This is a genomic window from Gudongella sp. QWL-04 (genome assembly GCF_058683975.1).
Genome location: NZ_CM178754.1, coordinates 1,063,805 through 1,089,680, shown reverse-complemented (window position 1 = coordinate 1,089,680; position 25,876 = coordinate 1,063,805). Strand labels below are relative to the sequence as shown.

The window sequence follows — 25,876 nt, the reverse complement described above, 5'->3', positions numbered from 1 at the left end:
AAAAGAAGAACCACTACATAATGCTATTATGACAGCCATTAATAATGTAGTAGAAAACAATGGAGATTTTATAGGAGCCTTCAGAGAAAATGTCATTAGAGTCATAGGAGGATACTCGACAAAAGACATACCTACAGAATATGATGAGCAGATCGAATCTTTTCAAAAGGAGATGTTAGCCTTAATCGAAGAAAACGCAAAACAAGGAGCTGTAGCAGAAGATTTTGATAATGAGTACAAAAGAATATCAGAGAAGATAAACGAGCTTAAACAGGCGAAATTAAAGCTCGTAGGGGAGAAGAAACAGGCTGAGAACTATAAACAGAAACTAACGGAAATGGACACCACCCTAATGACTGTAAGACCACAGGTAAGAGAGTTTGATGAGGACTTAGTCAGAAGATTAATAAACACCATCAAAGTGAATAAGGGAGAGAGACTGGAGATACAGTTTGAATCAGGCATAGTGATGGAGCAGATGGTAGATTTATACTTTGATTTATTTTAAGAGAAATGAGAACTATGTCTAGAATTTATACATATGGTATGCAACTAGAGAAGATGTAGATAAGAAGATATTAAAATAAGATATAACATAGGTAGGGTTATTTATAGTTTAAAATTTATTAATCAGATTCTCAATCAGATTTTGATAGAGAAATTTAAAAGAAAATAATAATTTCAAACAATCATATTGACAATTATCGATATTGTTGTTAAAATAATTTTAGAATATCGATAACATTCAATGTCATCGAAACATATAGATATACAAAGGAGGTAATTTCATGATTCAGTCATATGCAGAATATATTCCAGTATTTAAAGCAATATCGGATGAGACTCGTTTAAGGATAATTGACATGCTATCTTGTGGAGAAATGTGTGCCTGTGATATTTTAGAAGGCTTAAGTATATCACAATCCACACTTAGCTATCATATGAAGACCCTTACAGATAGTGGACTTGTGAATGCAGAGCGTGACGGAGCATGGATGAGATACACGCTTAATAAAGTGAGAGCAGATGAAGCTTTTAGTTTTATCACATCCATAGTTAGTGAAAAGGAAGACTGTATTTGCAAGAGATGTAAAAGTAATGATTCAAATAATTAATTTTAGGAGGAGATTGTAATGAAAAAAATGGTTATATTTGATCCAGCTATGTGCTGTTCAACAGGGGTTTGTGGACCATCTGTTGATAAAAATCTGTTAAGGGTGTCTACAGTCTTGAATCGATTAGAGAAAAAAGGTGTTACTATAGAAAGGCATAATCTTTCTAGTAATCCTCAAATATTTATAGACAATAAGGTAGTAAATAAATTATTAGTAGATGAAGGTACGGATATACTTCCTATTACGATGGTAGATGGAGAAGTTGTAAAGGTGAAAGAATATCCTACCAATGAAGAATTTGTATCGCTTCTTGAGATACCTAAAGAATATATTATGTCTGAGTTAAGAGCAAAGAAAGAAAATAATAGCTGTTGTGGTGGTAGTGGTTGTTGCTAAAAGGAGGGCATTATGTATAAAAATTTTGATTTAAAGGATATTAATCTAACCAAATATTTATTTTTTACAGGCAAAGGTGGAGTAGGAAAAACATCTACTGCTTGCGCTATAGCTGTTGCGTTGGCAGATAGGGAAAAAAAGATAATGCTTGTAAGTACTGACCCAGCTTCAAATCTTCAAGATGTATTTGATACAGAATTAAATAATAAGGGAATAAAAATAAAGGATGTCCCTAATCTTACAGTTGCAAATTTTGAACCAGAAGCTGCAGCTGCTGAATATAAAGAAAGTGTCATAGCACCATATAGAGGAAAGCTTCCTGATGCTGTTATACAAAATATGGAGGAACAACTATCAGGTTCATGTACTGTTGAAATTGCAGCATTTAATGAGTTTTCAGGCTTTATAACTGATAAGAAGGCAGCAGACGAATATGAACATATTATTTTTGATACAGCACCTACAGGACATACTTTAAGAATGTTACAACTACCATCAGCGTGGACTAACTTCATAAGTGAAAGTACCCATGGTGCATCCTGTTTAGGTCAGCTTTCAGGCCTAGAGGATAAAAAGGAAATATATAAAAATGCGGTAGAAAATTTAGCAGACGGACAAAAGACTACTTTAATCTTAATATCTCGTCCAGTATCATCAGCGTTAATAGAGGCTGAAAGAGCGTCTATTGAACTTCAAGACATTGGTGTAAAAAATCAGCTTTTAGTAGTTAATGGTGTTCTACAAAGTCATGATGATGATTTATCTAATGAAATCTATAATAAACAGCAAGAAACATTAAGTAATACTCCAGAAGGATTAAAAAATCTAAAAACCTTTGAAATTCCTTTAAGACCTTATAATATTACAGGAATAGAGAATGTTAGATCCTTTTTTAGTAGTGGGGATATTAAAAATATAGATGAAAAACTAGACATTAAAGACACTGTAAACTTAAGCAAAGTAGTAGATGATCTTTACAATTCAGATAAAAAAGTAATATTTACAATGGGTAAGGGTGGAGTTGGTAAGACTACTATTGCTGCCACAATAGCTATGGAGCTAGCTAAAAGAGGGAAAAAGGTGCATCTTACCACTACTGACCCTGCGGCTCATTTAAAGTTTGTCATAGATGAAAGCTTTGGAATTACCATAAGTAATATAGATGAAAAGAAGGAATTAGAAAAATATCGAGATGAAGTATTAAGTAAAGCCAGAGAATCAAATGCCTCTGAAGATGATATTGCTTATATAGAAGAGGATTTGAGAAGTCCTTGTACTCAGGAAATTGCAGTTTTTAGAGCCTTTGCTGAGATAGTAGAGCGCTCTAAGGATGAAGTAGTTGTAATTGACACTGCACCTACAGGTCATACTCTATTGTTGCTTGAATCAACACAAAGCTACAATAAGGAAATAGAACGAACACAGGGAGATGTACCAGAATCAGTGAAAGAGCTGTTGCCTAAGCTTAAGGATGATAAATTAACTGAAGTTTTAATAATTACATTGCCTGAAGCTACTCCTTATTATGAAGCAAAAAGACTTCAGGAGGATTTAGAAAGAGCTGGCATATTCAGTAAATGGTGGATAATAAACTCCAGCTTCTATGCTACAAGTACAACAAATGTAATATTAAAGGCCAAAGCAGCTAATGAGGTTGAATGGATAAATAAAATATCTGAGGTAGCAGGAGGAAATGCATCTTTGATTAAATGGACATCTGAGGATTTAAAAGGTGAAAAATTAAGTACATTATTAAATTAAATAGTCACGATTTTTTTAATGTAAATTATAGAAAGATATAAATAAAATAAGGGAGGTCTTTGGCCTCCCTAAAGAAAGGTGTCATTCTATCAACTTTTGCAAGTTGGGCAATCAAACCATTTCTTATGTTTGGATTGGCAACACTATTTTTCCAATATATATTTAAATCTTTAATACCAGCAGATTTAGCTAGTGATTTTGTAATAGGAGCAGTATTATTAGGAACAGCACCATGTACTGCTATGGTATTTGTTTGGAGTACTCTAACTAAAGGAGATCCTGCACAAACTTTGGTTCAGGTTTCAGTAAATGATTTGCTTATTTTGGTTTTATTTATTCCATTAGTACAACTACTTCTTGGTTTTAGTAATATAGTGCTCCCATTAGATATACTTATAATGTCAATAGTGCTATTTATTGTAGTTCCATTGGCAGGAGGTTTTCTTTCAAGAACACTTATAATAAAGAATAAGGGAGAAGAATATTTTAATGAAAAATTTGTAACTAAGTTTGATGGTGTAACTACTGTAGGTTTACTGTTGACCCTTATAATTATTTTTATTTTCCAAGGTGATATTCTTATAGAAAAACCACTTTACGTACTTTTAATAGCTGTTCCGCTTGTTCTTCAGAATACTATCTCATTTACTTTGACATATTTAGCGAGCAAAGCAATTAAACTGCCTCATGATATTGCTGCACCAGCATCACTAATTGCTGCTTCTGACTTTTTTGAATTATCGGTAGCCGTTGCAATAGCACTTTTTGGTGTAGATTCACCAGTAGTCCTTGCAGCTACTGTTGGGGTTCTTACAGAAGTACCAATTATGTTATTACTTGTTAAAATTGTTAATAAGACGAAACATTGGTTCCCTACTGCTAGTTATGAAGGATAAGGACATTAAAATATACACTATAGATTTTATAAATAATTGAAATAAACGGAGGCGAAATAATGAGAAAGAAAGTAGCATTTATCTGTGTACACAATTCCTGTCGTTCACAAATGGCAGAGGGATGGGCTAGGAAATTAGGAAGTGATGTATTAGAAGTTTATTCAGCTGGTACAGAAAAATATCCTGAGGTGAAACCTTTGGCTGTTCAAGTTATGGAAGAGGTTGGAGTTGATATGAGTGAACATACCCCGAAATTATTAACCGATATACCAACAGAAGTAGATATATTAATTACCATGGGTTGTAATGTTGTTTGCCCATTCATTCCAAATAGTCATAATGAAGACTGGGGGTTAGATGATCCATCAGGTGGCCCAATTGAAGACTATAGAGCGACAAGAGATTTGATTAAGAAAAAAGTAGAAGATTTGATAAATATAGTGAAAAAAGAAGAGTAGTATAATGTTATTTGTTAAGTAAATTTATCAAATTAAGCGAGGTGTTTCCAATGAAAGATAAGGACAGAATAAGGGAACTTATTAGCAAAAGTTATGCTGAGGTTGCAACGAAACAATCACAAGGAAATTGCTGCTCTGGTGGGTGTTGTGGTAATAGTTCATCACTTGATATTTTAGATACATCTGAGAAGATAGGTTATACATCAGAGGATATTTCAAATGTACCGATTGAATCAAATATGGGATTAGGTTGTGGTAATCCAATAGCTATAGCCTTGCTAAAAAAGGGAGAAGTGGTCCTTGATCTAGGTAGTGGAGGTGGATTTGATTGCTTTCTTGCGAGTAGACAGGTCGGAGAAACAGGATTTGTTATAGGTGTAGACATGACTCCTGATATGATTATGTTAGCAAGGAAAAATGCACGAGAGAACGGATACAACAATGTAGAATTCAGATTGGGAGAGATTGAGCACTTACCAGTAGCAGATGAGTCTGTTGATGTAATAATATCTAATTGTGTAATTAATTTATCTCTTGATAAAGAAATGGTATTTAAGGAATCATATAGAGTTCTTAAGGATGGTGGAAGATTATCTATTTCAGACGTTGTTGCTACTGCAGAATTACCTGAAGAAATAAGAAAAGATTTAACGATGATGACAGGTTGCATTGCTGGAGCTGAATATGTTGATAATATAAGGACAATGATTCATCAGGCAGGTTTTAGTAACATAAAACTTGTACCTAAAGATAATGGTAAAGAGATAGTTAAGTCATGGGTTCCAGATAGAAATATTGAGGACTATGTTACATCTTTTATAATAGAAGCAACTAAATAAACTAATCCAATTAGAAGAACTAAAAAGATTAGGAATAATATAAGACATTAAATTGTAATGAACAAAGCCCTCAAGTAAATAATTATTTGAGGGCTTTGTTGCTTACAATTTTGATACAAAAAGTATTGAATATCTTAGAAAGAATCAGGTATCAAATAATCAAGATACTTCTTGCTAAGATGTAGCAAGCAATGTATATTAGATATGAAAACCTTAAAGAATTCATGGAAGAAATGGTGGAAAATCAGAAAGATACCTCTCCGCCAAGGGGGTACCAGATGCTTACGACATCATTATTGTACTCTCAAGGCACGTAGAGGTTGTAGCCAATTTGATAAGTAAATAAGCAGCGGGGACGGTTCTTTTTGCTTTTTGCGATTAAAAGGCTCAAATAGTTCATTTAGTTTGTGAACTATTTGAGCCTTTATTATTGTTTGATTTATAATAACATGAAGCGGCGATTGATAAGTCAAGCTACTTCATAAGCTCCTGATAATTTATCTTAGTGATACTCTTTCCATAAATAATAAACCCAGGCTCAATATTGGTCCTGAAATAGGACATTGTAAAGTGAAGATGAGGACCAGTGGAAAAGCCTGTTGACCCAACTGTTCCAATAAACTGACCTCTTTTTACTAAATCTCCCTGAGCTACATTCATGCTTTCTAAATGGAAGTATACACTGAACAACCCTTCTCCATGATCTATAACAATACTATTTCCAGTTAAAATCAAAGGCATAGCAAGAGTAACCTTTCCACTGTTTGTTGCTGTTATTTTTGTGTTCAATGGTGCTGCGATATCTATGCCAGCATGTCTGTAGGATGTAGGTGCTCCGTTTACCGTGCGAGTTTCACCAAATTCAGTAGTTACCCTCCCTTTGACTGGCAGTATAAATGGCTCTGTATAATATTTTACAGGAGAAGAAATATCTCTTGAAGGATTAAAGTACTTTCTGTATTCAACATTTGCTTCTTCAGTTCTGGTACTTGCTTCAATATTTGGATCCACTTTCAGATGTTGAACTCTAAAATCCCGTGAAACAACCTCAACGTATATTGTGGATGTTTTTCCGGTTACTGAATCATTTAATTTCAGACTGTAAACCCCAGGCTTTGTATTGTAGTTGGTTGGAACATATCCTCTTAGGACATCCTTATCCTCATACCACACAAAGTCTGGATACAGGCTCTGGATTAATGAAACTCTATTAGCATTGTCAGCATGGTACGCAGTTAATCTTAGCAGATCCCCTTGTTGCAGCTTAGTCTTTGACAGAACGACATTAACTGGCAACTCGTTATCTTTAATGATTCCTTGCTTTAATAGCAGCCTATATGATACTACGGCGGCTTGTGCTCTGGTTGCATTTTTATTTGGACCAAACGTCCCATCAGGATATCCTGAAATATAGTCCAGTGCAACTGCTGTAATAGCATTCTCTCTATAGATAGGTGTTACTTTGTTTATATCTGTTAATCTTGAACCTGCTGCATTTATCGAGGCAGTATCAATACTGCCTCCTGATTTCAGATATGCATTGACTACGATGCTTGCCATTTCTTCTCTAGAAATAAACTTTTCCAAATTTGCTTCATTAGCAATCCCATATTCATTAGACCTTATAAAACCACTTTTTATAGCAGCCTCGATGTAAGGCTGTCCCCAGTATTCTCCAGGAGTCCTGTCTCTAACGCTTAAACCTTGTGAATTTACTATGATCGAAATAAATTCGATCCTTTTAATATTTTCCTCAGGCTTAAAGCTCCCATCTGGATATCCTGAAATTGCATTGAAATCTGAAACTAACTCAATGTATGATTTTGCCCAGTGATTATCAAGATCATTGAAAGATGAAGCATATGAGGGCACATTGAAAGAATTAACTATGCTTAAGATTAGAGCAAATGATAACATTACGCTTATTATTCTATTTCTTGGGTTATTAATCATTTATTGTCCTCCCTTCGTGCTTATGGCAGAAGCTATTAAGCAGTTATAGACATTATATATTATCAGCCGACCATTTTCACTAAACATACGAAAGTTATTCAGATTATGGGTAAATAAAAAGTGGATACAGCATAAATTTGAAAGTTAAAAGTAATATTGATTAAATGGCCAAGGAGCTCCCATGGGAGTTAAAAAGCTTCACTTAGAAATAATTGAAGAGCATGGTTCACTTTTCATTTTAAAAATCAGCGACTCATGTACTGACACGAGGATTAGCTTCGATACTCAGCTTAGGACCATGGAATTTTTGAATAAGGATGGGTTAGCAGATTTTTTGCGTGCAAATGAGTATCAGATCAGAAGTCTATTGTACAACAAACGAAGCGAAAGCTACTACAAGGGTTTTACACTTGACTTCTCAATCATTGACGGTAAGGATATGGAAGCATTTAATGACAGGAGTAATATAATAGTAAAATTGGATGAAGACGTATTTGTTGTACCTGAAAGTGAAAAGTCACTCATTACTGAGGTATATACAGACGCAAGCTTTGATGAAAGGCTTCAGGAGGGAGCATTTTGCGTACTTAGGAAGGCAGTGGATGGCAGCTATGAGTCTAAAGTGGGTAAATGTTTGGGCAAGGACTCGAATTCAGTCGAGCTTGAGGCGGTAGTGAGAGCCCTGGAAATATTTCCTGAAGACATTAGAATAATCACAGATTCTCAATACGTCAGAAAAGGAATAACCGAGTGGATAATACATTGGAAACTGAACGATTGGCACACCGCTAATGGAACTAAAGCCAAGAATATCGAGCAGTGGCTTCATCTTGAGAGGCTTTGCCAGGGACGGCGTGTCGAATTTGGTTATGTGAAGGCTCATAGTGATCATTTTGAGAATGAATACTGCGATATGATGGCAAGGATAAAAAGGGAGTCCAGGAAGGAGGAGTAGAGATGAGTTTTATTTTTCAAATCGTAGAAACAGAAAAGCAGCCGGCATTAGTAGTCAAAAAGACTGTTTCAGTGAAAGAAATGCCACAGGCAGTGGGAGCAGCGTATGGGATGATAGTAAATTATATTCTAGGTAGGGGTATAGAGCCGTTGGGGCCAGCTTTTATTGCCTATTACAACATGGACATGGAGCATCTTGAAGTAGAAATTGGCTTCCCCACAATGGAGGTGATCCAAGGCTCGGGGGAAGTAGTAGCTGTAATGATTCCGGCTGGTAAAAAGGCAGTTGGGTATCACAAAGGAGCTTATGGCGAAATAGCTCCAGTGTATGATAAGCTCGCTGCCTGGGCGGTAGATAAAGGTCATATACCATCAGGTATTGCATATGAACATTACTTCAACTCACCTGGTGAGATTCCTGAAAGTGAACTCTTGACGAGAGTTGAATTCTTACTTAAATAGAGTAGCATCAATATAATTTCCTCTTTTCGATGACAAATCCGCAAATAGGGTATCTATAATATTGAAATGGAGGGGAGTATATGACTGAAAAGGAATTAATAGATAAGCTTAAGGAAAGATTCGAATCCAATCCTGAAAGGCATAAAGAGGTCAAATGGGAAGTGGTTTTGAAAAGGTTTGATGCCGATCCAATGAAGCTTAAAGCTTTGATGGAGATGGAAATAACAGGAGGAGAACCCGATATTGTAGGTTTAGATCCTTCCAATGGAGAGATAATATTCATGGACTGTTCTCCCGAAACTCCATCGGGAAGGAGGAATTGCTGCTACGACCTTGAGGGGCAGCAAAAGAGAGAAAAAAAAGGTATCAACCCTGAAGGAAATGCAGTCTCGATGGCTGAAAGAATGGGTATCCAACTAATGACTGAAGAGGAATATTACAGTTTTCAGGAAATTTTTTCCTTTGATTTAAAAACATCCAGCTGGTTAAAAACACCGGAGCCAATAAGGAAGCTGGGAGGAGCTATCTTCGGTGACAAGAGGTTTGGCAGAACATTTATTTACCATAATGGCGCAGAGTCATTCTACTCCGCAAGAGGCTTTCGAGGTACACTGAGAATTTAGATATGATAAAAGGTATAAATAAGAAATACAACGATCCAGGCTCGTGCTATACGAGCTTGTTTTTTTGTAATACAAAGTTTTCAACATTTATCATTTAAAATAATGCTATAATCTTAATATGATTTATTTTAAGCTTCAAACTATGGAGGAAAAAATGAGCAATCGCGAGAATATATTGGAGATTTTAAGGAAAGCTAAATCAACTTCTTCAATCTCCCCGGACTTGGCTATAGAGATGAGCAAAGAGGCTTATCAAATGTCAAAGGAAGGCGGATTTAAAAGAGAGGAAGGATTTTCACTGCTCGGAGCTGCCTTTGGGTACAGGGTAAAATCAGATGTTGGAAATCTACTTGACATGAGTCTAGCTGCAAGGCAGATATTTGAGGAGATAGATGACCAAGAAGGTCTTATGAAATCCTTAAACCTTGCTGGGGTCGCTTACTTTTACAGCTCATTGTATGAGGAAGCAATGAGGAACTTTCTGAAAGCATTGGATTATTCAAACATAGTTAAGGATCCTTTCCTCGAGAGCAGCATTCTGAATAATATTGCTGAGGTTTATCGGGAGTCTCTCTCATATAATAAAGCTATAGAGTTCTATGAGAAAGCTGAAGAAATAAGCAGAGAAAATGGCTTAGAGCTTAACAGAGCTGTTATACTAGGCAATATCGGCGAGATCCATTTAAAGGAAAACAAACCTCAGGAAGCATTGGCTTACTTTGAATCAAGCAAGAACATACTTTCTGGTATGAACGACCCGATTAGCCTGGCTGAAATAGAAAGTCGCATAGGTCAGGTTTACCAGGCTATGGGAGGTAGATCTGAGGCTGAGGAGCAGTACAAGAAGTCCCTCGCTATGCTGGAGGCCTTGGAAAATAAATACTATTCGATAGATATACTTGCAAATCTTGCATCTCTTTGCGCAGAAGTAAGCTTGGATGAAGCGATGGATTTGCTTACCACTGCAGTCAATTATGCTGAGGAGATAGATGCGAAGAAGAAAATAAGTTCAGTTTACAGGCAAATAGCCTCTATCAACGAGGATTACGGCAATTATAGAGTTGCTCTGGATCACTTCAAATTATACTGCTCGTACAGCGAGAAACAACATAACTTGGCACTTGGTAATCGTTTGGAGATCCTGAATGTTGAACTTAAACATACAACGGATTTTGAACAATTGAGCAAGCTTAAAAACAGATTTGAACATGAACTTAAGCTGCAGAAGAAGGAAATAGAGAGAATGAACGAAATGAACCGCAGCTTAGAGAAAAAGATTTCCGAGGACGAGCTCACAGGAATTCTAAATAGAAGAGCAATAAACAAGAAGCTTCATGAGATTACTGAGACGGCTAAGAATGAAGACTTCTACTTAACGGTATACATGCTTGATATTGATAATTTCAAGATGTATAACGACTATTGGGGTCACTCTGACGGCGATAAATGTTTGATATCAATTGCCAAATGTATAAGCTCGATTGCATGGTCAAGATCGGATGTTTTTGGCCGCTACGGCGGTGAGGAATTTGTATACATTGCCAGGACAAGCGATTATGATGCCGCATTCAGGCTTGGTGAAGAGATAAGACAAGAGGTAGAGAAGCTGGGGTTACATTATGGCAATGGCCCTAGTAAGACACCAACTACTATTAGTATCGGTGGAGTCATTGGATATGGTGAAGAGATTTCCAGTGTATCCAGACTTCTGCAAATGGCAGACGATCAGTTATATATCTCGAAGAGAAGCGGTAAAAATAGAGTCAGGTTAGTAAATCTTAACGAAAAAACGGAGGCTTTGTAAAATTAAATGGCAAAAGAAAACACTTCACAAACCAGGATCGAGCTCATTTTATTCTTTATCCTAATTTCTTTAGCATCCTTAGGAAATGGACTAAGTGATAGCATCTATTCAAACTATTTCAAGGAAGTATATGGAGTAACAGCATTTCAAAGAGGTCTTATTGAATTTCCAAGAGAACTCCCTGGGATCCTCTGCACTGTAGTTATTGGAATGCTAGGGTTCATGGGAGATATAAGAGTTGCATTTATCGCTCAGGTGTTGTCCTTAATCGGAGTCACTATGCTCGGCCTTTTGACCCCATCATTTGGTATAATGCTAATATTCTTATTCATTAACTCCATGGGTATGCACCTTTTTATGCCGCTGCAGGATGCAATAGGCATGTCGTTGGCAGAGCATGACAGGATCGGAAGAAGAATGGGGCAATATTCCAGTGTCAGGGCAGCATTCAGTCTTGTAGCAGCCCTGATGGTGTTCTTTGGTTTCAGGACAGGGTTTTTCTCCTTTCAGGAGCCTGTAAAAATAGTATTCCTTATTTCAGGCGTGCTTTTCACAGCAGCAGCAGTAATTACTGCAATAATGTCCCGAAGAGTAAATATTGAGATCAAATCTAAAAAGAGGCGAAAACTGGTTTTCAGAAAGCAATATAAATACTTCTATTTTCTTACTGTTCTTAAAGGTGTTCAGAAGCAGATAGCGTATGTTTACGGTACCTGGATAATAGTCGACCTTTTGATGAAGAAGGCTGATACAATAGCGCTCCTAACGATAGCATTTACATTTGTGTCAATATTCTTTCTAAACAAGCTGGGACAATGGATGGACAGGTTTGGGATAAAAAGTATGATGTATTTTGACGCACTAACCTTCATAGTTGTATATCTAGTCTACGGTGGGATGGTATGGGGGATTGAAACCGGGGCTTTGCAGAGCCAGGGCTGGGCAGTCTGGACCATATACTTATTATACATAGCTGACAGATTGTCGATGCAGATTGGTATGGTCAATTCGATTTACCTTAGATCTATCGCAGTAGATAAAGAAGAGATAACATCGACTTTGTCCATGGGAGTCAGTCTTGACCATATTATTTCTATAATAGCTGCAATGATTGGAGGTTACATTTGGACTAAATGGGGAAGTCATTGGGTCTTTTTCCTTGCTGCAATGTTCTCAGTAGGCAATCTATATATTGCAGCAAAGGTCCAACCTGAGGAGGAGGCCGCAGCTGCGGAGCTTTTAAGGTCTGAAGCATGAATTGATATTTTTTCTTCAATTTGAGGATCGTAATAGTTTCAATATGATTCTAGGGGTATAAAGGCAGTATAGAATAGTATTGGAGCAGGCCATAAGCTGCACATATACAAACTACATAATACGGCTCACTCCAGGGTTGGTTTCATGAAAGGAGTGGTGACACATGTCGGAGCTAAACAAGAAATATGAGATTATCTTCAAGGACAAGAAACAGGAAACTTCTGACATTTTTTCCTTTGTTTTCACAAAGCCGAAAGACTTCAGTTGGGTACCTGGTCAGCATGGTATATTTCGATTTCACGACTATGACTTTAAATCAGATAAGGGCTATAGGATTTTTAGCTTCACATCAATACCTGATGATGATATATTGATGTTCACGTCCTGTACATACGACAGACCTGGTTCAGAGTTTAAGGAGCATCTCTTAAGGCTTGGAGAAGGTGACATTATGACCGTTGAGGATCCTCAAGGCAGGTTTATAGTCGATGATTATGAGAAACCTATTTGTATTCTTTCTAGAGGTATTGGGATCACACCTGTGCGAGCGATCCTGAGAAAATTGGATATCCTAGACCTAAGACCAACAAAGATGAAGATATATTATCTTGATGAGGGTGGAGAGTATGCTTTCGAGGAAAGCCTAAGGCACCTTGACAATAAGATTCCAGGCCTTGAAATAGAATTTATAAAGGAACTGGATACCTTACGAGACCGAGCTGAAGCATTTGCAAGGATCATCGGGAATGAAGGCCTTTACTACACCTCAGGGACTGCAGGAATCAATGGTATGCTGATCGAGACTCTACTGGCTCTCGATATTGATAAAACAAATATCAAGGCTGACAATTTCATAGGTTATTAGTATTCACTCTGATTCGTTTTTATATAGTTGGGTAATTTGTTTTTGAGATAAACTTGTAATAATACCAAATAAAAGGTATTATTAAGGTGAAACTATATTACACTAAAGGAGTGATTTTATGAATTTCGATGGTAAGCAAATTTTGTCAACATTCGTCAAAATGGAAGAAGAGGTTACAAAATACTACGCAGAGCTTGCGGAGAATGCACCGGATGAGAAATCTAAAGCACTGTTTGCGCGTATGTCCCAGGAGGAAGACAGACATAACAGAATGTACACAGCTCTGCTGGAAAAGCATGGCGCAGAAATGACCAGGGAATTCTCTGAAGAAGAAGTAGAGTACGTAAAATCACTGATCGAAGAGAATATCACTTCAAAGCATGAGTTCGATAAAAACATGAAGTACGCAGACTCATTGCTGCTAGCAGAAAAGATGGAAAAAGACGGTATACTTTTCGTTCACCAAATGATGGGAATGTATCCTGACATAGCTCAAAAGGAAATGAACATAATACTTAATGAAGAAAAGAAACACTTGATGATGGTAAGAGAAAGAATGCAGTTTGGCCCATTGAGATCACTGGGACTATAGTCTAGATCATAACTATTACTGAGGGAGCTATTTTTTAGCTCTCTTTTTGTTTAAGTCCCAATTGACCGAATAGATCAGGAATCCTCCTATCGCAACAGTTACAAGCTGTAAGGGAGAAATTACAGCTTCATCGCTTAGTGAGTTTATAAGAGGTGCAAAACTTAAATATCTGACTTCTCTTGTCACTTCAACAGATAAGTCGGCACCTCTTCGCTTTGTATAACCGGTATGCTGTAAGCCATCATCATCCACAAAGGTATATTCCACTGCCCATTCATACCTTTTGTCAGAAGGATAACTTGGATTTGATCCTCCAAATCTCCTTGTCGATACCTGGGCAGGGGCAGCCGTCCCAAACGCAAATAGGAAGATGTTGGACAAAGTGCTTAGAATAAGAAAAATGCCTACGAATGTTATCAGTATCCTCCAGAAAATTGCAGGCTTGTCTTTGACTTTGCTATTCATAATATCCTCCTAGCCGTTATTTGCTTATATGATACCACTTGATTGTCATTGAATTCAATTATATTCTAATTATTCTTAAATCTGTTGACTCTGCAGTTGCGTCTTTGATAAACTGTATATATAATTAGTTGGCAAGGTGGTTACATGGATACCGACTATAAAATCAAATCTAAGTTGAGGAAAAAATATACGTACATACCCGTACTTTTCGTAGGGGTAATTTTTGTGTTCTCAATTTTAATAATGACGGCAAACATCAGAAGCCATTACTACGAGCTGCTCCGAAATGAATCATCAAGGCTGTCGAAGAGTTATGCGCATAATTTGGAGATCGCAGCTGAGGCTCAGGAGATGGCGAATGAGATAATGGATCAAAGGTTGGTGGGTACAGGAGAGATGGTATACAGCCTTGAGGGGGAGTTTTCAGAGAACAAGCTGAAGGAGGTTTCTGAATCCCTGCAGGTGGATGATATCTATGTTTATGATGAAAGAGGAGTAATAATCTCCTCAAATAATGGGATGTATATAGGATGGGTCGCTGAGCCGGGTCACCCGGTACATGATTTTATGAAAAGCGGTAAAAGAAACCATATCGATCCGATCAGGCCGGATAGTGAAAGTGGTGAGCTATACAAGTATGGATACTACCGACTTGAAAATGGGTACTTCGTCCAATCGGGTATAAAAGCATTAAGAGTCCAGGAATTTTTAGGGTCCTTCGATACCCAGAAGCTATTAGACCAAATGCATTCAGACGGCTATGTATTAAAAGCATACTTCGCAAATACCAGTAATATAATAATTGGTTCAACAGATATTTCAGACTTTGGCAAAACATTTACTGACAACTCGACTGGTGCAGCAAAGGATGCGCACGAAGGTGCCTCCTGGATAGCAGATTATAAAGGCGAAGGTTCCTTTTATGTAACGGCTCCTGTAATCGTTGAAAACCAAACGATTGGGACACTAGGCTTTGTACATTCGCTTAAATCAACCGAGGAAGCCATAGAGAGCATAATACTCCTGGGGGGTGCTCTGCTGCTAGCTATCGCTGGGTTGATAGTAATATTCAACAGATCCGCATATAAGAACGATATCAAGCTTACTAGAATGGCTTTTATAGACTCACTGACGGGGATACCAAATCAGGCCTACCTTATGGATGAGCTAAAGGAGTGGTGTGGTAAGGGCAATTATGACAGAAATGCATTAATGCTAATAAATATAAGTAACTTCAAGGCATTGAATATGACGTTTGGATATGAATTTGGAGATTCAGTATTGAAAAAAGTTGCTGAACAGTTATTTAAAGCTTTTGACAAGAAATATGACATCTTCAGATTTGCTTCAGATAGGTTTGTGCTTTTAGTAAAAAGCTACAAAGACAGAAATGAGCTGAATCTTCTCGCTGAGCAGATTGTAGAGTCTGTCGACAAGGAAATCATCGCACATGGATATACTAAAGCTCTGAATCTAAATATAGGTATCGTTGAGGCGGGAGGACGATACAGAGACCCAAACGATATAATCAGGGACGCTTCAATAGCCTTGGATTATGTCGGCGTTGTAGAATCCGATCTGTATTCTTATTATGAAGAGTCAATGATGGAAGGTCTGAAGCGTGAGGAAGAGATAGAAGCTGAGATCATCAAGGCGATTTTGAATCCTGTAGAAGGAGGGTTACACTTGGTGTATCAGCCGATTTTCGACGCCAGGACAAATAAAGTATCCGCCTTTGAGGCTCTAGCAAGGCTAAATAGTCCTGTTCTCGGACCAATTTCTCCGATCGAATTTATAGCCATAGCTGAAAGAAGGAGGCTAATGGTGCAGCTAGGCAACTGGATAGTTGATACAGCACTCCTTTTCCTCAAGGACCTCGAGAATCAGGGGGTAGGTGGCGTAAAAATAAGCATCAATATTTCAACCGCTCAGCTGCAGGATAAAAGCTTTATCCCAAGACTGAGAAAGGTAATGGCTGAGACCAGGATAAAGCCTTCAAATGTTGAACTGGAGGTTACAGAGTCAATACTTCTGGACAATTATGAGGAGATCAACTCAAGTCTTGGCCAACTTAGGAAGGAAGGGGTAACTATAGCAGTTGATGACTTTGGGACTGGATACTCCTCATTCTCAAGACTGAATCATATGAATATCGACACAATAAAAATCGATAAGAGTTTCATCGACAGGATAACCAATACTCCTCATGAGATGCTTTTGACTGGGGATATAATTTCTCTGTGTCACAGACTTGATCTTACAGTAGTTGCTGAAGGAGTTGAGAATGATGTTCAAGCAGCTTATCTACTGGATCATGATTGTGACAAATTCCAGGGATATCTCTTCAGTAAACCACTTCAGTTCAGGGAAGCAATATACATATTGAAAGATCAGATTGCCAAGGATGCGTAAGCAGTCTAACCATGGGTATCCATTGGGTAGAAGCTAAGGAGATGTTAATATGGGTTTGGATCAGGATGTTAATATAACTGGCAAGTTGGTACTAATACTGGTACTTACGTTGATAAATGCTTTTTTTGCAGCTTCAGAGATGGCTATGGTGTCAGCTGACAAAATAAGATTGATGAACAAAGCTGAAGAGGGAGACAAGAAGGCTAAACTTCTTCTGGACATCCTGAAGGAGCCATCAAGGTTTTTATCGACGATTCAGGTAGGAATAACCTTTGCGGGGTTTTTCTCGTCAGCTTCTGCAGCTGTAAGCATATCGACAGCCCTTGGAGGTCAGCTGGAATCTCTGGGAGTACCCTTTGGCAAGGATATTGCCTTTATTGGAATAACCCTTTTACTTTCATATATCATGCTGGTCATAGGTGAGCTGGTACCAAAAAGGATAGCCTTAAACCATGCTGAGCGCTTTGCCATGCTGGCAGTAAGACCAATCAGTCTGGTAGCCAGGGTCATGCACCCATTCGTGACATTTCTCTCTATTTCTACAAATGCCATACTTAGACTGCTGGGGGTTAGTCAGGAGGGCGTAGAGGCTAAGGTAACGCTGGAAGAAATAAGCTCTATGGTCGAGGTGGGACACGAGCAAGGCTTCATTAACCCAGTCGAGAGAGAAATGATAAAAAGCGTAATTAGCTTCGATGACAAGCTTGCAGAGGAGATAATGACAGCTAGAACAGAGGTCTATATGATAGATGCTGATGATCGGATCGAGGATTACATAGATGATCTACTGTCCTTAAAATATTCGAGGATACCAGTCTACGAGGAGGATATCGACAATGTGATCGGTATACTTTATTTAAAAGATTACCTTCTCGAAGCTTACAAATCGGGATTTCTTAATGTCGACATAAAAAGTATCCTGAGGCCAGCATATTTTGTTCCGGAGAGAAAAAATATCAACGATCTGTTCCTTGAGCTTAAGAATACAAGAAAGCACATGGCAGTTTTGATAGATGAATATGGTGGTTTTTCAGGTATTGTTACCATGGAAGACCTTATAGAGGAGATCATGGGGGATATCGATGATGAATATGACCATGACGATCCGGATGTAAAGCTACTCGAAAGGGATACATACCTGGCACGGGGATCAGTTTCCATCAAGGAACTCAACAGCAGGCTGGATATTGAACTTGATGAAGAAACAGAGGACTACGATACATTGGGAGGATTTATAATCCATCACTTGGGTTATATCCCTGATGATGGAGACAGTCCGGAGCTTACTTTAGAAGACATTTCATTTAAAGTTGAGAGTGTAGAGGATAAAAGGATCGTTACAGTCAGGATATCAAGGCCAGATGCTCATGATAAGAAAGAAGATTAGAGTAATTGATAAGACCCCTGGACTTATTAGCCATATAGGCTGACCAGGGTTTTATATTTTGTATAGCTCTAAGCAATGAGCCTCTACTGGACTAAAAGGCATAATTACTGTAAAATTTAGATATTCACTGGATATTACGCAAGAAAAGGATGATTTGATTGAGAGATGCAGCAATTATTGACTTAGGTAATTCTCATGAGCTGGTTATTACAACCGATGGATGTACAGGGATAGGAAACCTTAAGGAAGATTTATTTCCGTTGGAAATAGAAGAAGTAGCCTGGACGGCATGCAAGGTAGCTTTAATGGAGCTAATTTCTCTTGGTGCAAGACCAGTTGGCTATGCATTTAACCACATAGCAGCTTTGGAGGACCACAATAAGACTGAAGCAGGTATTGAAAAGTGTCTTGGAGAGTTTGGATTTATAAACGTCCCCCACATATCCAGCAGTGAGAAGAATTTTAAGGTCCACCAGACGACCATTACTATAACTCTGACAGGTGTTAGGGAGAAAAGCAAAAAAAAAGTTTGTAATAATCCGGTATACTTACTTATTGGAGAACCTCTTGTAGGAATTGAGGTTCTTGAAAATCCGGATAAAATGATTTTGCCCGAAGAATTCATCAGACTGACTAAAGCAGAAGGCGTTTATGAAATAGTCCCTGTCGGATCCCATGGTGTTGAATGGGAATTGAGCCAATTCGGAGTAAAGCCAAAAGAGACACGAATAGATTTGAAAAAATCTGCAGGACCAGCTACTTGTGTAATTGTAAAGGCAAGCCATGATTCCATAGATGACCTTAGAGAATTATTTGGTAAGAAGCTTACGATACTAGGTTCAAAGTACGATCCTGTAAAGGAAGGTAAAGCTGATGCTTAGAGTACCTGAAATCAAGCTTTCACTTGCGCAAAGCGAAAGACAGCTTCCTGATGTTTTATCCAAAACACTTGGGATAAGACAGGAAGATATAAAAGGCTGGTCAATATATAAAAAATCTATCGATGCAAGGAAAAAAGAAATGATCAGCTTTGTCTATTCAATCGACTTTCAGGTTGATAATGAGGATAAAGTCCTGAAGAGGCTATCAAGAAAAGGCGTGACAATTGCAGAGGGCATAAGCTTTAAATATACTAAGACAGCTGAGAAGGATTCTATACGACCAATAGTAGTCGGCACAGGTCCTGCTGGACTGTTTGCAGGAATGGTGCTTTCAGAGCTTGGCTATAAACCTATTCTCCTTGAGAGAGGTAAAAGGGTTGATGAAAGGATCAAGGATGTTGAGGTATTTTGGGAAACGGGTGCACTTAATACAGAGTCGAATGTTCAATTCGGTGAAGGTGGAGCAGGAACCTTCTCAGATGGAAAACTCACGACATTGATCAAGGATCCACGCTGCAGAAAGGTACTGGAGTATTTTGTTGAAGCGGGGGCACCTGAGGATATCCTCTATGTAAATAAACCTCACATAGGCACGGACATATTAAGGACCGTAGTCTCGAACCTAAGGGAAAGGATCATCTCCCTGGGAGGTGAGGTCAGATTCCAGGCGAAAGTAACTGACCTTATTATAAGAGATGGAGCAATTGCTGGAGTGATAATCAATGGGACCGACGAATTGGAGACAGATAAAGTAGTCCTTGCATTAGGCCACAGTGCAAGAGATACCTTTGAGATGTTGTATACCTCTGGGATCAGTATCCAACAAAAAGCATTTTCCATCGGTGTTAGGATAGAGCACCCACAGGAAATGATAAGCAGGAGCCAATACGGAGAGCTGTATACACACCCCAGGCTTGGGGCTGCCGACTACAAGCTGTCTGGTCACTTTGACAATGGAAGATCAGCCTATACCTTCTGTATGTGTCCTGGTGGCATAGTAGTAGCTGCAGCTTCAGAGGAAGGAATGATAGTCACAAACGGTATGAGCGAAAGGGCAAGAGACAAAATTAACGCAAACGCTGCTCTTTTAGTCAATGTAACTCCCCAAGATTTTGGAAGCGAGCATCCGCTGGCAGGAGTGGAGTTTCAAAGATGCTGGGAAAGAAGTGCTTACGAAGCCTCAGGAGGTTCATACGCGGCACCGGCTCAGCTGGTAGGAGATTTTCTTATGGACAGACCATCAAAGGAATATAAGGGAATAGAGCCCAGTTACAAACCGGGCGTAGTTATGACAGATCTGAGGAAGTGCCTTCCTTCTTATGTTACAGAAACCATGAAGCTGGCAATAATTGAATTTGATAAGAAGCTTAAAGGGTTTGCCAGACCGGATGCAATCATGACAGGAGTCGAAACAAGGAGCTCATCACCTGTGAAAATAACAAGAAACGAGGACCTGCAGACCAATATTAAGGGCTTGTATCCGGTAGGAGAAGGCGCAGGCTACGCTGGAGGAATAATATCTGCGGCTGTAGATGGAATAAGAGTTGCTGAAAAGATCGGAAATTGGAAGGGAGGGAGATAAATTTGGATGATAAGAGATTTGCGGTTCTAATAGATGCTGACAATGTATCTGCGAAATATATCAAGTACATCCTGGATGAAACAGCCAATTACGGAACTGCCACCTATAAAAGGATCTACGGTGACTGGACTAAACCCGGTGCAGCAGCGTGGAAGGATGTATTGCTTGAAAACTCAGTAACCCCAGTTCAACAGTATAATTACACTGTTGGAAAGAATGCTACAGATTCAGCCATGATAATCGATGCCATGGATATTCTATACTCAGGCAACGTAGATGGTTACTGTATAGTATCAAGTGACAGCGACTTTACAAAGCTTTCTGCCAGGCTTAGAGAATCGGGGATGATGGTCATAGGCATGGGGGAGAGAAAAACTCCAAAGCCGTTCATTTCAGCCTGCAACCTTTTTAAGTATCTTGACGTCCTGGCTGAGTCGGAGAAAAAGGCAATGGGGCTTGATGAAGACAGAGACCAGGACAAGGATAGCAGAAATGGGACCTCGGGGAACGGAAAGAGTAAGACAACTATTGCTGAGGATCAGGAAAAGAGCATGACTGACCTGAGCGTTATTAAGCTTGCAATCAAAAAGATGCTTGCTGAGGCATCAGGAGAAGATCAAAGAATGAATATGGGCGAGATTGGCAATAGACTGGCTAAGAGATATCCTGACTTTGATGTCAGAAACTATGGAGATACCAAGCTCTCCAAATTCCTTAAGAAAATCGAGTTTCTGAAAATAGAGTCTGGAGGCGAGGGCGGCACGTCCCTTTGGGTTTCCCTTAGGTCCGAGGAGGAACCGCCAGAAGCGGAGCCTGTCCTTGAACAAAGGAAGAAACGCCCATATTATAGGAAGAGAAAGAAAACTTAGAGGAGATCAATAATGGAAAAGCCTATTGATACATTTCAACCGATTATTAAAGCCTTAATAAAAGTTGGGTTAGGACTTCTTGTTCTGCTTCTGATCATTATCTTCAATAATGTAATGCAGATCACATCCTTTATGACAGCGATCCACCCCTTGCTAGGACAGATAACTCTGGTTGTTTTACTACTTTTGCTTCTCTCTCTATTACTATTGCCTATTATCAGCTTCTTAAGCTTCAGAAAGGCCCTTCCAATTCCAGAGGATGAGAACTCTCCTGACTTCGCTCTATACCTTCAGGAAACTAGAAGAAGGCTTCAGAGAAACAAGTATCTTAAGGAGAATGACTACCGATTCTCCGATGAGTTTGATTTAAAAGAGCAGATCATTCGTGCAAATGAGATATTAGGTAAAAAGTCCAGAGAGCTTGTGAAAGGAAAAGCCACAGGAGTTTTCCTATCCACCGCGATTTCACAAAACGGAGTACTGGACAGCTTCTTTGTACTGGGAACGCTGACAAAAATGCTTTGGGAGATATCGAGGATCTATGAAGAACGGCCTTCAATGGCAAGGTTAGCTTCTCTTTATGGGAATGTTGCTGCAACAGTTCTTATGGCCAGAGGGATTGAAGACATGGACCTTTTGGATGAGCAAGTTGAACCTCTTATTGCATCTATACTGGGCGGAGGAATGGCGACGCTCATTCCTGGAGCAGTAATGGCCACAAATCTTGTGGTGAATTCAATAACCGAAGGTTCAGTAAATGCTCTCCTGACCCTTAGAGTAGGCTGTATTGCTCAAAGATATCTCAGTTCAATAACAACTCCGGAAAGAAAGGCTTTAAGGAGAAGTGCGACTATAGAAGCCTGTGGCATGTTGGGTGAAGTTATGAAGGACAATACGGTTCTTATTTTAAAAGCCTTTGCAAAGGGGGCTAAGAATGCTGCAAAAAATACCTTCAAATTTTAGAATAGTACCAGATCGTCCCATATGAGGACAGCAAGCAACGATATTTAGTGAACCGAAATTGACTGTCAAGCTATTCACAAACTTGTCTTAATAATCTGTAAATTCAGAGTAGACAAAAATCAAAGGATGTATTAATATATTCTATAGATGGGATGATTCCTATTATTCCAAAATTAAAGGAGGGAATTTAATGGAAAACAAAAGAGAGAATTGGGGTTCTAGGTTTGGATTCCTAATGGCAGCAGCAGGTTCCGCAGTAGGCCTTGGCAACATCTGGAGATTTCCGTACCTGGCAGGCGAGAATGGCGGTGGAGCATTTATTGTAATTTATTTGGTTATCGTCGCTTTGGTAGGAATGAGCATAATGCTGGCTGAGTTTACTGTTGGTAGAAAGACAGGACTTGCAGCAGTTGGTGCCTATAAGAAGCAAAACAGGAACTTCACCTTTGCCGGAGTTCTAGGAGTACTTAGCGGATTCTTTATAATGGGCTTCTACCCAGTAGTAGGCGGTTGGGCATCTGCTTATATGGTTAAATCAGCAACAGGTCTTTTAGCAGACCCAGCTACAATAGGGGACGCATTCGGTGCTTTTATAACCAATCCGGTTGAGCCATTGGTTTGGATGGTATTATACTTGATAGTAAATATCCTTATAGTAGCAAAGGGTGTTGCAGGCGGAATTGAAAAAGCAAGCAAGATCCTCATGCCAAGCTTATACGTTATGTTTATTGCAATAATCATCAGAAGCGTTACTCTTCCTGGAGCAGGTGCAGGTCTTGCATTCCTTTTCAAACCTGATTGGTCAGCAGTAACTGGCGCCACTGTACTTGCAGCATTAGGTCAAGTTTTCTTCTCACTAAGTCTTGGTATGGGCTGTATGATAACATACGGATCATATCTAAGCAAGAGCGAGCATCTCCCTTCAAGTGCATTGACAGTATCTTTAATGGATACGAGTGTTGCGTTGCTTGCAGGAATAGCGATGTTCCCAGCTATGGCTTCCTTCGGTATGGAAATGTCAGCTGGCCCTGGTCTGGTATTCGTAGTTATGCCTCAAATCTTTGCTCAAATGGGTGGAATTGGAACTATTCTATCAGTTGTTTTCTTCCTTGCTCTTGCAGTAGCAGCTTTGACTTCATCAGTATCACTTCTTGAGGTAGTTGTAGCATACCTCATGGATGAAAGAGGATGGGCTAGAAAGAAAGCAGTATACGTTTCATCAGCTATAATGGCAGTAATGTGTATTTTATCATCACTGTCACTGGGAGTAATGTCTGGAGTAACATTCCTTGGAGTAGGAGCATTCGACTTCTTCGATATCCTTACTGACAAGATATTCCTTGCGATCGGTGGTTTGATACTGGCAGTATTCGTAGGCTGGTTCATGGATAAGAACGAGCTGAAGGCTGAAATGACAAACAATGGAACTAAAGAGTTCAAGCTGTTTGAGGCTTGGTATTTCCTGATCAAGTTTGTAATACCAGTAGCGATCGGTATAATAGCAGTTACAGGTATCATGGGAATTGCTCAAAGAAGCTTGATGTTGTTTGGACTTGCAATAATAGCAGTTCTTGCAATATTCTCCAAGAAGCTATAACGATCAAAAAAGTGGAATTGCCACCCAATTGGGTGGCAATTTTTTTATGCTATTTGTGTTTTTTCGATCTCATCAAGAAATACTTCAAAGGGTTGGTTATCTACGAACTAATAACTATCGCTCAGCAGCAATCGCCTTCAGATTATATTGATCACTTATTGATTCAATGCTCTGAGAAGCTCTTTAAGCTTTGCAAGTACGATCTCCCTGTCATAAGCCTTTTGGTCGGCTTCCTTGATCTTTTCATTAATGTAATCAAAAAGACCCTTGTTGATGCCATTATACTTGAATGATATAGTGACAGGTCTGGGTTTGTATCTGGAGATGATAGAAAATGCATCTCTCCGGACCAATATTTTAATGCCCTTGAAAAGCTTTTTATCAAGCAATATCACGCTGTAATTCTCATAGGTCTCCAATAACGAGATCACGTTTATAAGATGCTGCTTATAATGCCCTAGCTCGTAAGGTAGGGGACCATCCGGGAAGAAGTGGCTGAGATCGATCATCACTTTTCCTGATTTAATATCCTCTACACTTGGCAAAGATAGAATCTCGATATATCTGTTATCTTTAAGGCATTCAAAGAAAAGCTCCTGTCTTTTTAGAAGGAATTTCTCAGCACTTTCCTCCATCCAGCCTGCACTTTCATGTACCTCGTTAATGACAGTAACTGGCATAGTTATCGAGCTGAGGCTTTGGCTGAATGCGCAGGTTTCAGAAAATATCGATTCAGCGTCAAGAAGCTCACTAAAGTATTCTGTTCTGTTCTTATCAGTAAATACCTTCAGTAATGGCTGGCACTTTTCAATAAGACCGTTAAAGGTTTCGATCAATGACTTTACCTTCGTTTTATCGGTAATGTAATAGTTCAGCTGTGAGTCGGATCTGTTGTCAAGCGAGGCAGACGTAAGTGCCAAAGATTCACCGGCGATCATTAACGTCTGTCTAAATGGACCCCAATTATCCGTAGGGTAGTAATATGACTCAAGATTTCCATGCATGTAGATTGGAAGCCACTTCTCTATTGCACCGAGAATATCCTCAAGCTCACCCTCAACAGAGTGGACCAGGGTAAACTTGTGGCCACGCTGTAGTACCTTATTAAGCAGCTGTGTCCAGGTAAAATAGAAGTTTACATCGTCGATAAGCCATGATAACGGCTCATCGCTATAGAGATAGATACTTGTAGGCTCCAGTAGGCTCGCTTCAAATAAGAATCTCTTTATTCCATCACGTTTTCCTTCAAGGCCGACATAATCCGAAGTTATAAGAAAGTCGTCCGGGTCAGCTGTTTCCATTAAATTCTGATCATCATGATCAATACCAAAGAACTCGATTTTCTCAATAAGATTTTTGATAAGACTGGCATTCTTGACAGGGGCTTCATCCTTTAGCCACTGGATCAGATGGTCTTTGATTGTAGTTGCATCTCCCTTAGCAGATGAAAGCGACAACCCAAGCTGCTCAATCAGGTCAATAAGCATTTCCTTTTCATAAGCTTTGTCTACTATAAGCTTGGAGATATCCTCCAGATGCCTGCTCCTTTCAGAAGGTAATCGATTACCTGTACGCCATCTGCTTATCAAAGAGACGTCCACCTGCAGTGCTTCTGCAAGCTGGTAATTAGTAATTCCAAACATGTTCAGCAATAAATTAAGCTTCTCAAAAAATTTCATCCTCTCACACTCCCTAAACAATTATAACCTGTGAGGTACTTTTACGCAATATTGCAATGATTTATT

General features: G+C 38.9%; 24 protein-coding genes. 21 read left to right on the top strand and 3 right to left on the bottom strand.

The annotated features are described in order from the left end of the window. Positions 1-28 precede the first annotated feature (28 nt). The 7 genes from AC4PHB_RS05590 (at position 29) to AC4PHB_RS05560 (ending at position 5,465) form a co-directional block, all read left to right on the top strand. Positions 29-508, top strand: coding sequence for a hypothetical protein (locus AC4PHB_RS05590; RefSeq protein ID WP_492137782.1), 480 nt, complete (start codon positions 29-31; stop codon positions 506-508). A 280-nt stretch (positions 509-788) separates the two neighbouring features. Continuing rightward, on the top strand, positions 789-1,115 hold the full coding sequence (locus AC4PHB_RS05585) for an ArsR/SmtB family transcription factor (RefSeq protein ID WP_492137638.1): 327 nt from the start codon (positions 789-791) through the stop codon (positions 1,113-1,115). 18 nt (positions 1,116-1,133) lie between these two features. After that, positions 1,134-1,511 (top strand): arsenite efflux transporter metallochaperone ArsD, encoded by a 378-nt coding sequence (arsD, locus tag AC4PHB_RS05580; RefSeq protein WP_492137637.1) that lies wholly within the window; start codon positions 1,134-1,136, stop codon positions 1,509-1,511. A gap of 12 nt (positions 1,512-1,523) precedes the next feature. Next, positions 1,524-3,272 carry an arsenical pump-driving ATPase gene (arsA, locus tag AC4PHB_RS05575; RefSeq protein WP_492137636.1) on the top strand — a complete coding sequence of 583 codons (1,749 nt, stop codon included), beginning with the start codon at positions 1,524-1,526 and terminating at the stop codon, positions 3,270-3,272. Positions 3,273-3,331: 59 nt separating this feature from the next. After that, entirely contained in the window at positions 3,332-4,168 is an 837-nt protein-coding gene (locus tag AC4PHB_RS05570) for an arsenic resistance protein (protein ID WP_492137635.1), read from the top strand. A gap of 59 nt (positions 4,169-4,227) precedes the next feature. Next, positions 4,228-4,626: an arsenate reductase ArsC gene (locus AC4PHB_RS05565; RefSeq protein WP_492137634.1), complete on the top strand. Its 399-nt coding sequence runs from the start codon at positions 4,228-4,230 to the stop codon at positions 4,624-4,626. A gap of 50 nt (positions 4,627-4,676) precedes the next feature. Continuing rightward, a complete protein-coding gene (locus AC4PHB_RS05560; RefSeq protein WP_492137633.1) occupies positions 4,677-5,465 on the top strand; it encodes an arsenite methyltransferase in 789 nt (262 codons plus the stop codon). Positions 5,466-5,939: 474 nt separating this feature from the next. Here the strand turns inward: AC4PHB_RS05560 and AC4PHB_RS05555 are convergent, their stop codons facing one another. After that, the gene (locus AC4PHB_RS05555) at positions 5,940-7,418 is read right to left on the bottom strand and encodes a peptidoglycan DD-metalloendopeptidase family protein (protein ID WP_492137632.1); all 1,479 of its coding nucleotides are present in this window, start codon (positions 7,416-7,418) and stop codon (positions 5,940-5,942) included. A 181-nt stretch (positions 7,419-7,599) separates the two neighbouring features. Between AC4PHB_RS05555 and AC4PHB_RS05550 the strand changes: the two genes are divergently transcribed. The 7 genes from AC4PHB_RS05550 (at position 7,600) to AC4PHB_RS05520 (ending at position 13,975) form a co-directional block, all read left to right on the top strand. Continuing rightward, the gene (locus AC4PHB_RS05550; RefSeq protein WP_492137631.1) at positions 7,600-8,373 is read left to right on the top strand and encodes a ribonuclease H family protein; all 774 of its coding nucleotides are present in this window, start codon (positions 7,600-7,602) and stop codon (positions 8,371-8,373) included. Between the two features lie 2 nt (positions 8,374-8,375). Continuing rightward, entirely contained in the window at positions 8,376-8,834 is a 459-nt protein-coding gene (locus tag AC4PHB_RS05545) for a GyrI-like domain-containing protein (protein WP_492137630.1), read from the top strand. Between the two features lie 80 nt (positions 8,835-8,914). After that, positions 8,915-9,457 (top strand): DUF4256 domain-containing protein, encoded by a 543-nt coding sequence (locus AC4PHB_RS05540; RefSeq protein WP_492137629.1) that lies wholly within the window; start codon positions 8,915-8,917, stop codon positions 9,455-9,457. 118 nt (positions 9,458-9,575) lie between these two features. Further along, entirely contained in the window at positions 9,576-11,261 is a 1,686-nt protein-coding gene (locus AC4PHB_RS05535) for a GGDEF domain-containing protein (RefSeq protein WP_492137628.1), read from the top strand. Positions 11,262-11,267: 6 nt separating this feature from the next. Next, the gene (locus tag AC4PHB_RS05530) at positions 11,268-12,518 is read left to right on the top strand and encodes an MFS transporter (RefSeq protein ID WP_492137627.1); all 1,251 of its coding nucleotides are present in this window, start codon (positions 11,268-11,270) and stop codon (positions 12,516-12,518) included. A 163-nt stretch (positions 12,519-12,681) separates the two neighbouring features. Next, entirely contained in the window at positions 12,682-13,383 is a 702-nt protein-coding gene (locus AC4PHB_RS05525; RefSeq protein ID WP_492137626.1) for an FAD-dependent oxidoreductase, read from the top strand. Positions 13,384-13,501: 118 nt separating this feature from the next. Next, complete coding sequence (locus AC4PHB_RS05520) at positions 13,502-13,975, top strand: ferritin family protein (protein WP_492137625.1); 474 nt, start codon at positions 13,502-13,504, stop codon at positions 13,973-13,975. 27 nt (positions 13,976-14,002) lie between these two features. On the opposite strand, the gene AC4PHB_RS05515 is transcribed toward AC4PHB_RS05520, so the two are convergent. Beyond that, the gene (locus tag AC4PHB_RS05515; RefSeq protein WP_492137624.1) at positions 14,003-14,440 is read right to left on the bottom strand and encodes a hypothetical protein; all 438 of its coding nucleotides are present in this window, start codon (positions 14,438-14,440) and stop codon (positions 14,003-14,005) included. 243 nt (positions 14,441-14,683) lie between these two features. Here AC4PHB_RS05515 and AC4PHB_RS05510 point away from each other — a divergent pair, with 243 nt between their 5' ends. The 7 genes from AC4PHB_RS05510 (at position 14,684) to AC4PHB_RS05480 (ending at position 24,131) form a co-directional block, all read left to right on the top strand. Continuing rightward, positions 14,684-16,852, top strand: coding sequence for a putative bifunctional diguanylate cyclase/phosphodiesterase (locus AC4PHB_RS05510; RefSeq protein ID WP_492137623.1), 2,169 nt, complete (start codon positions 14,684-14,686; stop codon positions 16,850-16,852). A gap of 49 nt (positions 16,853-16,901) precedes the next feature. Next, a complete protein-coding gene (locus tag AC4PHB_RS05505; protein WP_492137622.1) occupies positions 16,902-18,239 on the top strand; it encodes a hemolysin family protein in 1,338 nt (445 codons plus the stop codon). 158 nt (positions 18,240-18,397) lie between these two features. Continuing rightward, on the top strand, positions 18,398-19,120 hold the full coding sequence (locus AC4PHB_RS05500; RefSeq protein WP_492137621.1) for an AIR synthase related protein: 723 nt from the start codon (positions 18,398-18,400) through the stop codon (positions 19,118-19,120). Continuing rightward, the gene (locus AC4PHB_RS05495) at positions 19,113-20,702 is read left to right on the top strand and encodes an NAD(P)/FAD-dependent oxidoreductase (RefSeq protein WP_492137620.1); all 1,590 of its coding nucleotides are present in this window, start codon (positions 19,113-19,115) and stop codon (positions 20,700-20,702) included. The genes AC4PHB_RS05500 and AC4PHB_RS05495 overlap by 8 nt, the downstream gene beginning before the upstream one ends. Positions 20,703-20,704: 2 nt before the next feature. Further along, entirely contained in the window at positions 20,705-21,571 is an 867-nt protein-coding gene (locus AC4PHB_RS05490) for an NYN domain-containing protein (RefSeq protein ID WP_492137619.1), read from the top strand. Between the two features lie 12 nt (positions 21,572-21,583). Next, positions 21,584-22,534, top strand: a complete 951-nt coding sequence (locus AC4PHB_RS05485) for a DUF697 domain-containing protein (protein WP_492137618.1) — start codon at positions 21,584-21,586, stop codon at positions 22,532-22,534. A gap of 190 nt (positions 22,535-22,724) precedes the next feature. Next, positions 22,725-24,131 (top strand): sodium-dependent transporter, encoded by a 1,407-nt coding sequence (locus AC4PHB_RS05480; protein WP_492137617.1) that lies wholly within the window; start codon positions 22,725-22,727, stop codon positions 24,129-24,131. A 155-nt stretch (positions 24,132-24,286) separates the two neighbouring features. Here the strand turns inward: AC4PHB_RS05480 and AC4PHB_RS05475 are convergent, their stop codons facing one another. Continuing rightward, positions 24,287-25,810 carry a helix-turn-helix domain-containing protein gene (locus AC4PHB_RS05475; protein ID WP_492137616.1) on the bottom strand — a complete coding sequence of 508 codons (1,524 nt, stop codon included), beginning with the start codon at positions 25,808-25,810 and terminating at the stop codon, positions 24,287-24,289. Positions 25,811-25,876 lie beyond the last annotated feature (66 nt).

Excerpts from the sequence above, each read along its gene's own strand:
- AC4PHB_RS05555 (WP_492137632.1), bottom strand. The coding sequence starts at position 7,418 with ATGATTAATAACCCAAGAAATAGAATAATAAGCGTAATGTTATCATTT.
- AC4PHB_RS05590 (WP_492137782.1), top strand. The coding sequence starts at position 29 with ATGACAGCCATTAATAATGTAGTAGAAAACAATGGAGATTTTATAGGA.
- AC4PHB_RS05510 (WP_492137623.1), top strand. The coding sequence starts at position 14,684 with ATGACGGCAAACATCAGAAGCCATTACTACGAGCTGCTCCGAAATGAA.
- arsD (WP_492137637.1), top strand. The coding sequence starts at position 1,134 with ATGAAAAAAATGGTTATATTTGATCCAGCTATGTGCTGTTCAACAGGG.
- AC4PHB_RS05535 (WP_492137628.1), top strand. The coding sequence starts at position 9,576 with ATGATTTATTTTAAGCTTCAAACTATGGAGGAAAAAATGAGCAATCGC.
- AC4PHB_RS05585 (WP_492137638.1), top strand. The coding sequence starts at position 789 with ATGATTCAGTCATATGCAGAATATATTCCAGTATTTAAAGCAATATCG.
- AC4PHB_RS05475 (WP_492137616.1), bottom strand. The coding sequence starts at position 25,810 with ATGAAATTTTTTGAGAAGCTTAATTTATTGCTGAACATGTTTGGAATT.
- AC4PHB_RS05480 (WP_492137617.1), top strand. The coding sequence starts at position 22,725 with ATGGAAAACAAAAGAGAGAATTGGGGTTCTAGGTTTGGATTCCTAATG.
- AC4PHB_RS05565 (WP_492137634.1), top strand. The coding sequence starts at position 4,228 with ATGAGAAAGAAAGTAGCATTTATCTGTGTACACAATTCCTGTCGTTCA.
- AC4PHB_RS05560 (WP_492137633.1), top strand. The coding sequence starts at position 4,677 with ATGAAAGATAAGGACAGAATAAGGGAACTTATTAGCAAAAGTTATGCT.
- AC4PHB_RS05515 (WP_492137624.1), bottom strand. The coding sequence starts at position 14,440 with ATGAATAGCAAAGTCAAAGACAAGCCTGCAATTTTCTGGAGGATACTG.
- AC4PHB_RS05545 (WP_492137630.1), top strand. The coding sequence starts at position 8,376 with ATGAGTTTTATTTTTCAAATCGTAGAAACAGAAAAGCAGCCGGCATTA.
- arsA (WP_492137636.1), top strand. The coding sequence starts at position 1,524 with ATGTATAAAAATTTTGATTTAAAGGATATTAATCTAACCAAATATTTA.
- AC4PHB_RS05540 (WP_492137629.1), top strand. The coding sequence starts at position 8,915 with ATGACTGAAAAGGAATTAATAGATAAGCTTAAGGAAAGATTCGAATCC.
- AC4PHB_RS05520 (WP_492137625.1), top strand. The coding sequence starts at position 13,502 with ATGAATTTCGATGGTAAGCAAATTTTGTCAACATTCGTCAAAATGGAA.
- AC4PHB_RS05505 (WP_492137622.1), top strand. The coding sequence starts at position 16,902 with ATGGGTTTGGATCAGGATGTTAATATAACTGGCAAGTTGGTACTAATA.
- AC4PHB_RS05495 (WP_492137620.1), top strand. The coding sequence starts at position 19,113 with ATGCTTAGAGTACCTGAAATCAAGCTTTCACTTGCGCAAAGCGAAAGA.
- AC4PHB_RS05530 (WP_492137627.1), top strand. The coding sequence starts at position 11,268 with ATGGCAAAAGAAAACACTTCACAAACCAGGATCGAGCTCATTTTATTC.
- AC4PHB_RS05525 (WP_492137626.1), top strand. The coding sequence starts at position 12,682 with ATGTCGGAGCTAAACAAGAAATATGAGATTATCTTCAAGGACAAGAAA.
- AC4PHB_RS05485 (WP_492137618.1), top strand. The coding sequence starts at position 21,584 with ATGGAAAAGCCTATTGATACATTTCAACCGATTATTAAAGCCTTAATA.
- AC4PHB_RS05550 (WP_492137631.1), top strand. The coding sequence starts at position 7,600 with ATGGGAGTTAAAAAGCTTCACTTAGAAATAATTGAAGAGCATGGTTCA.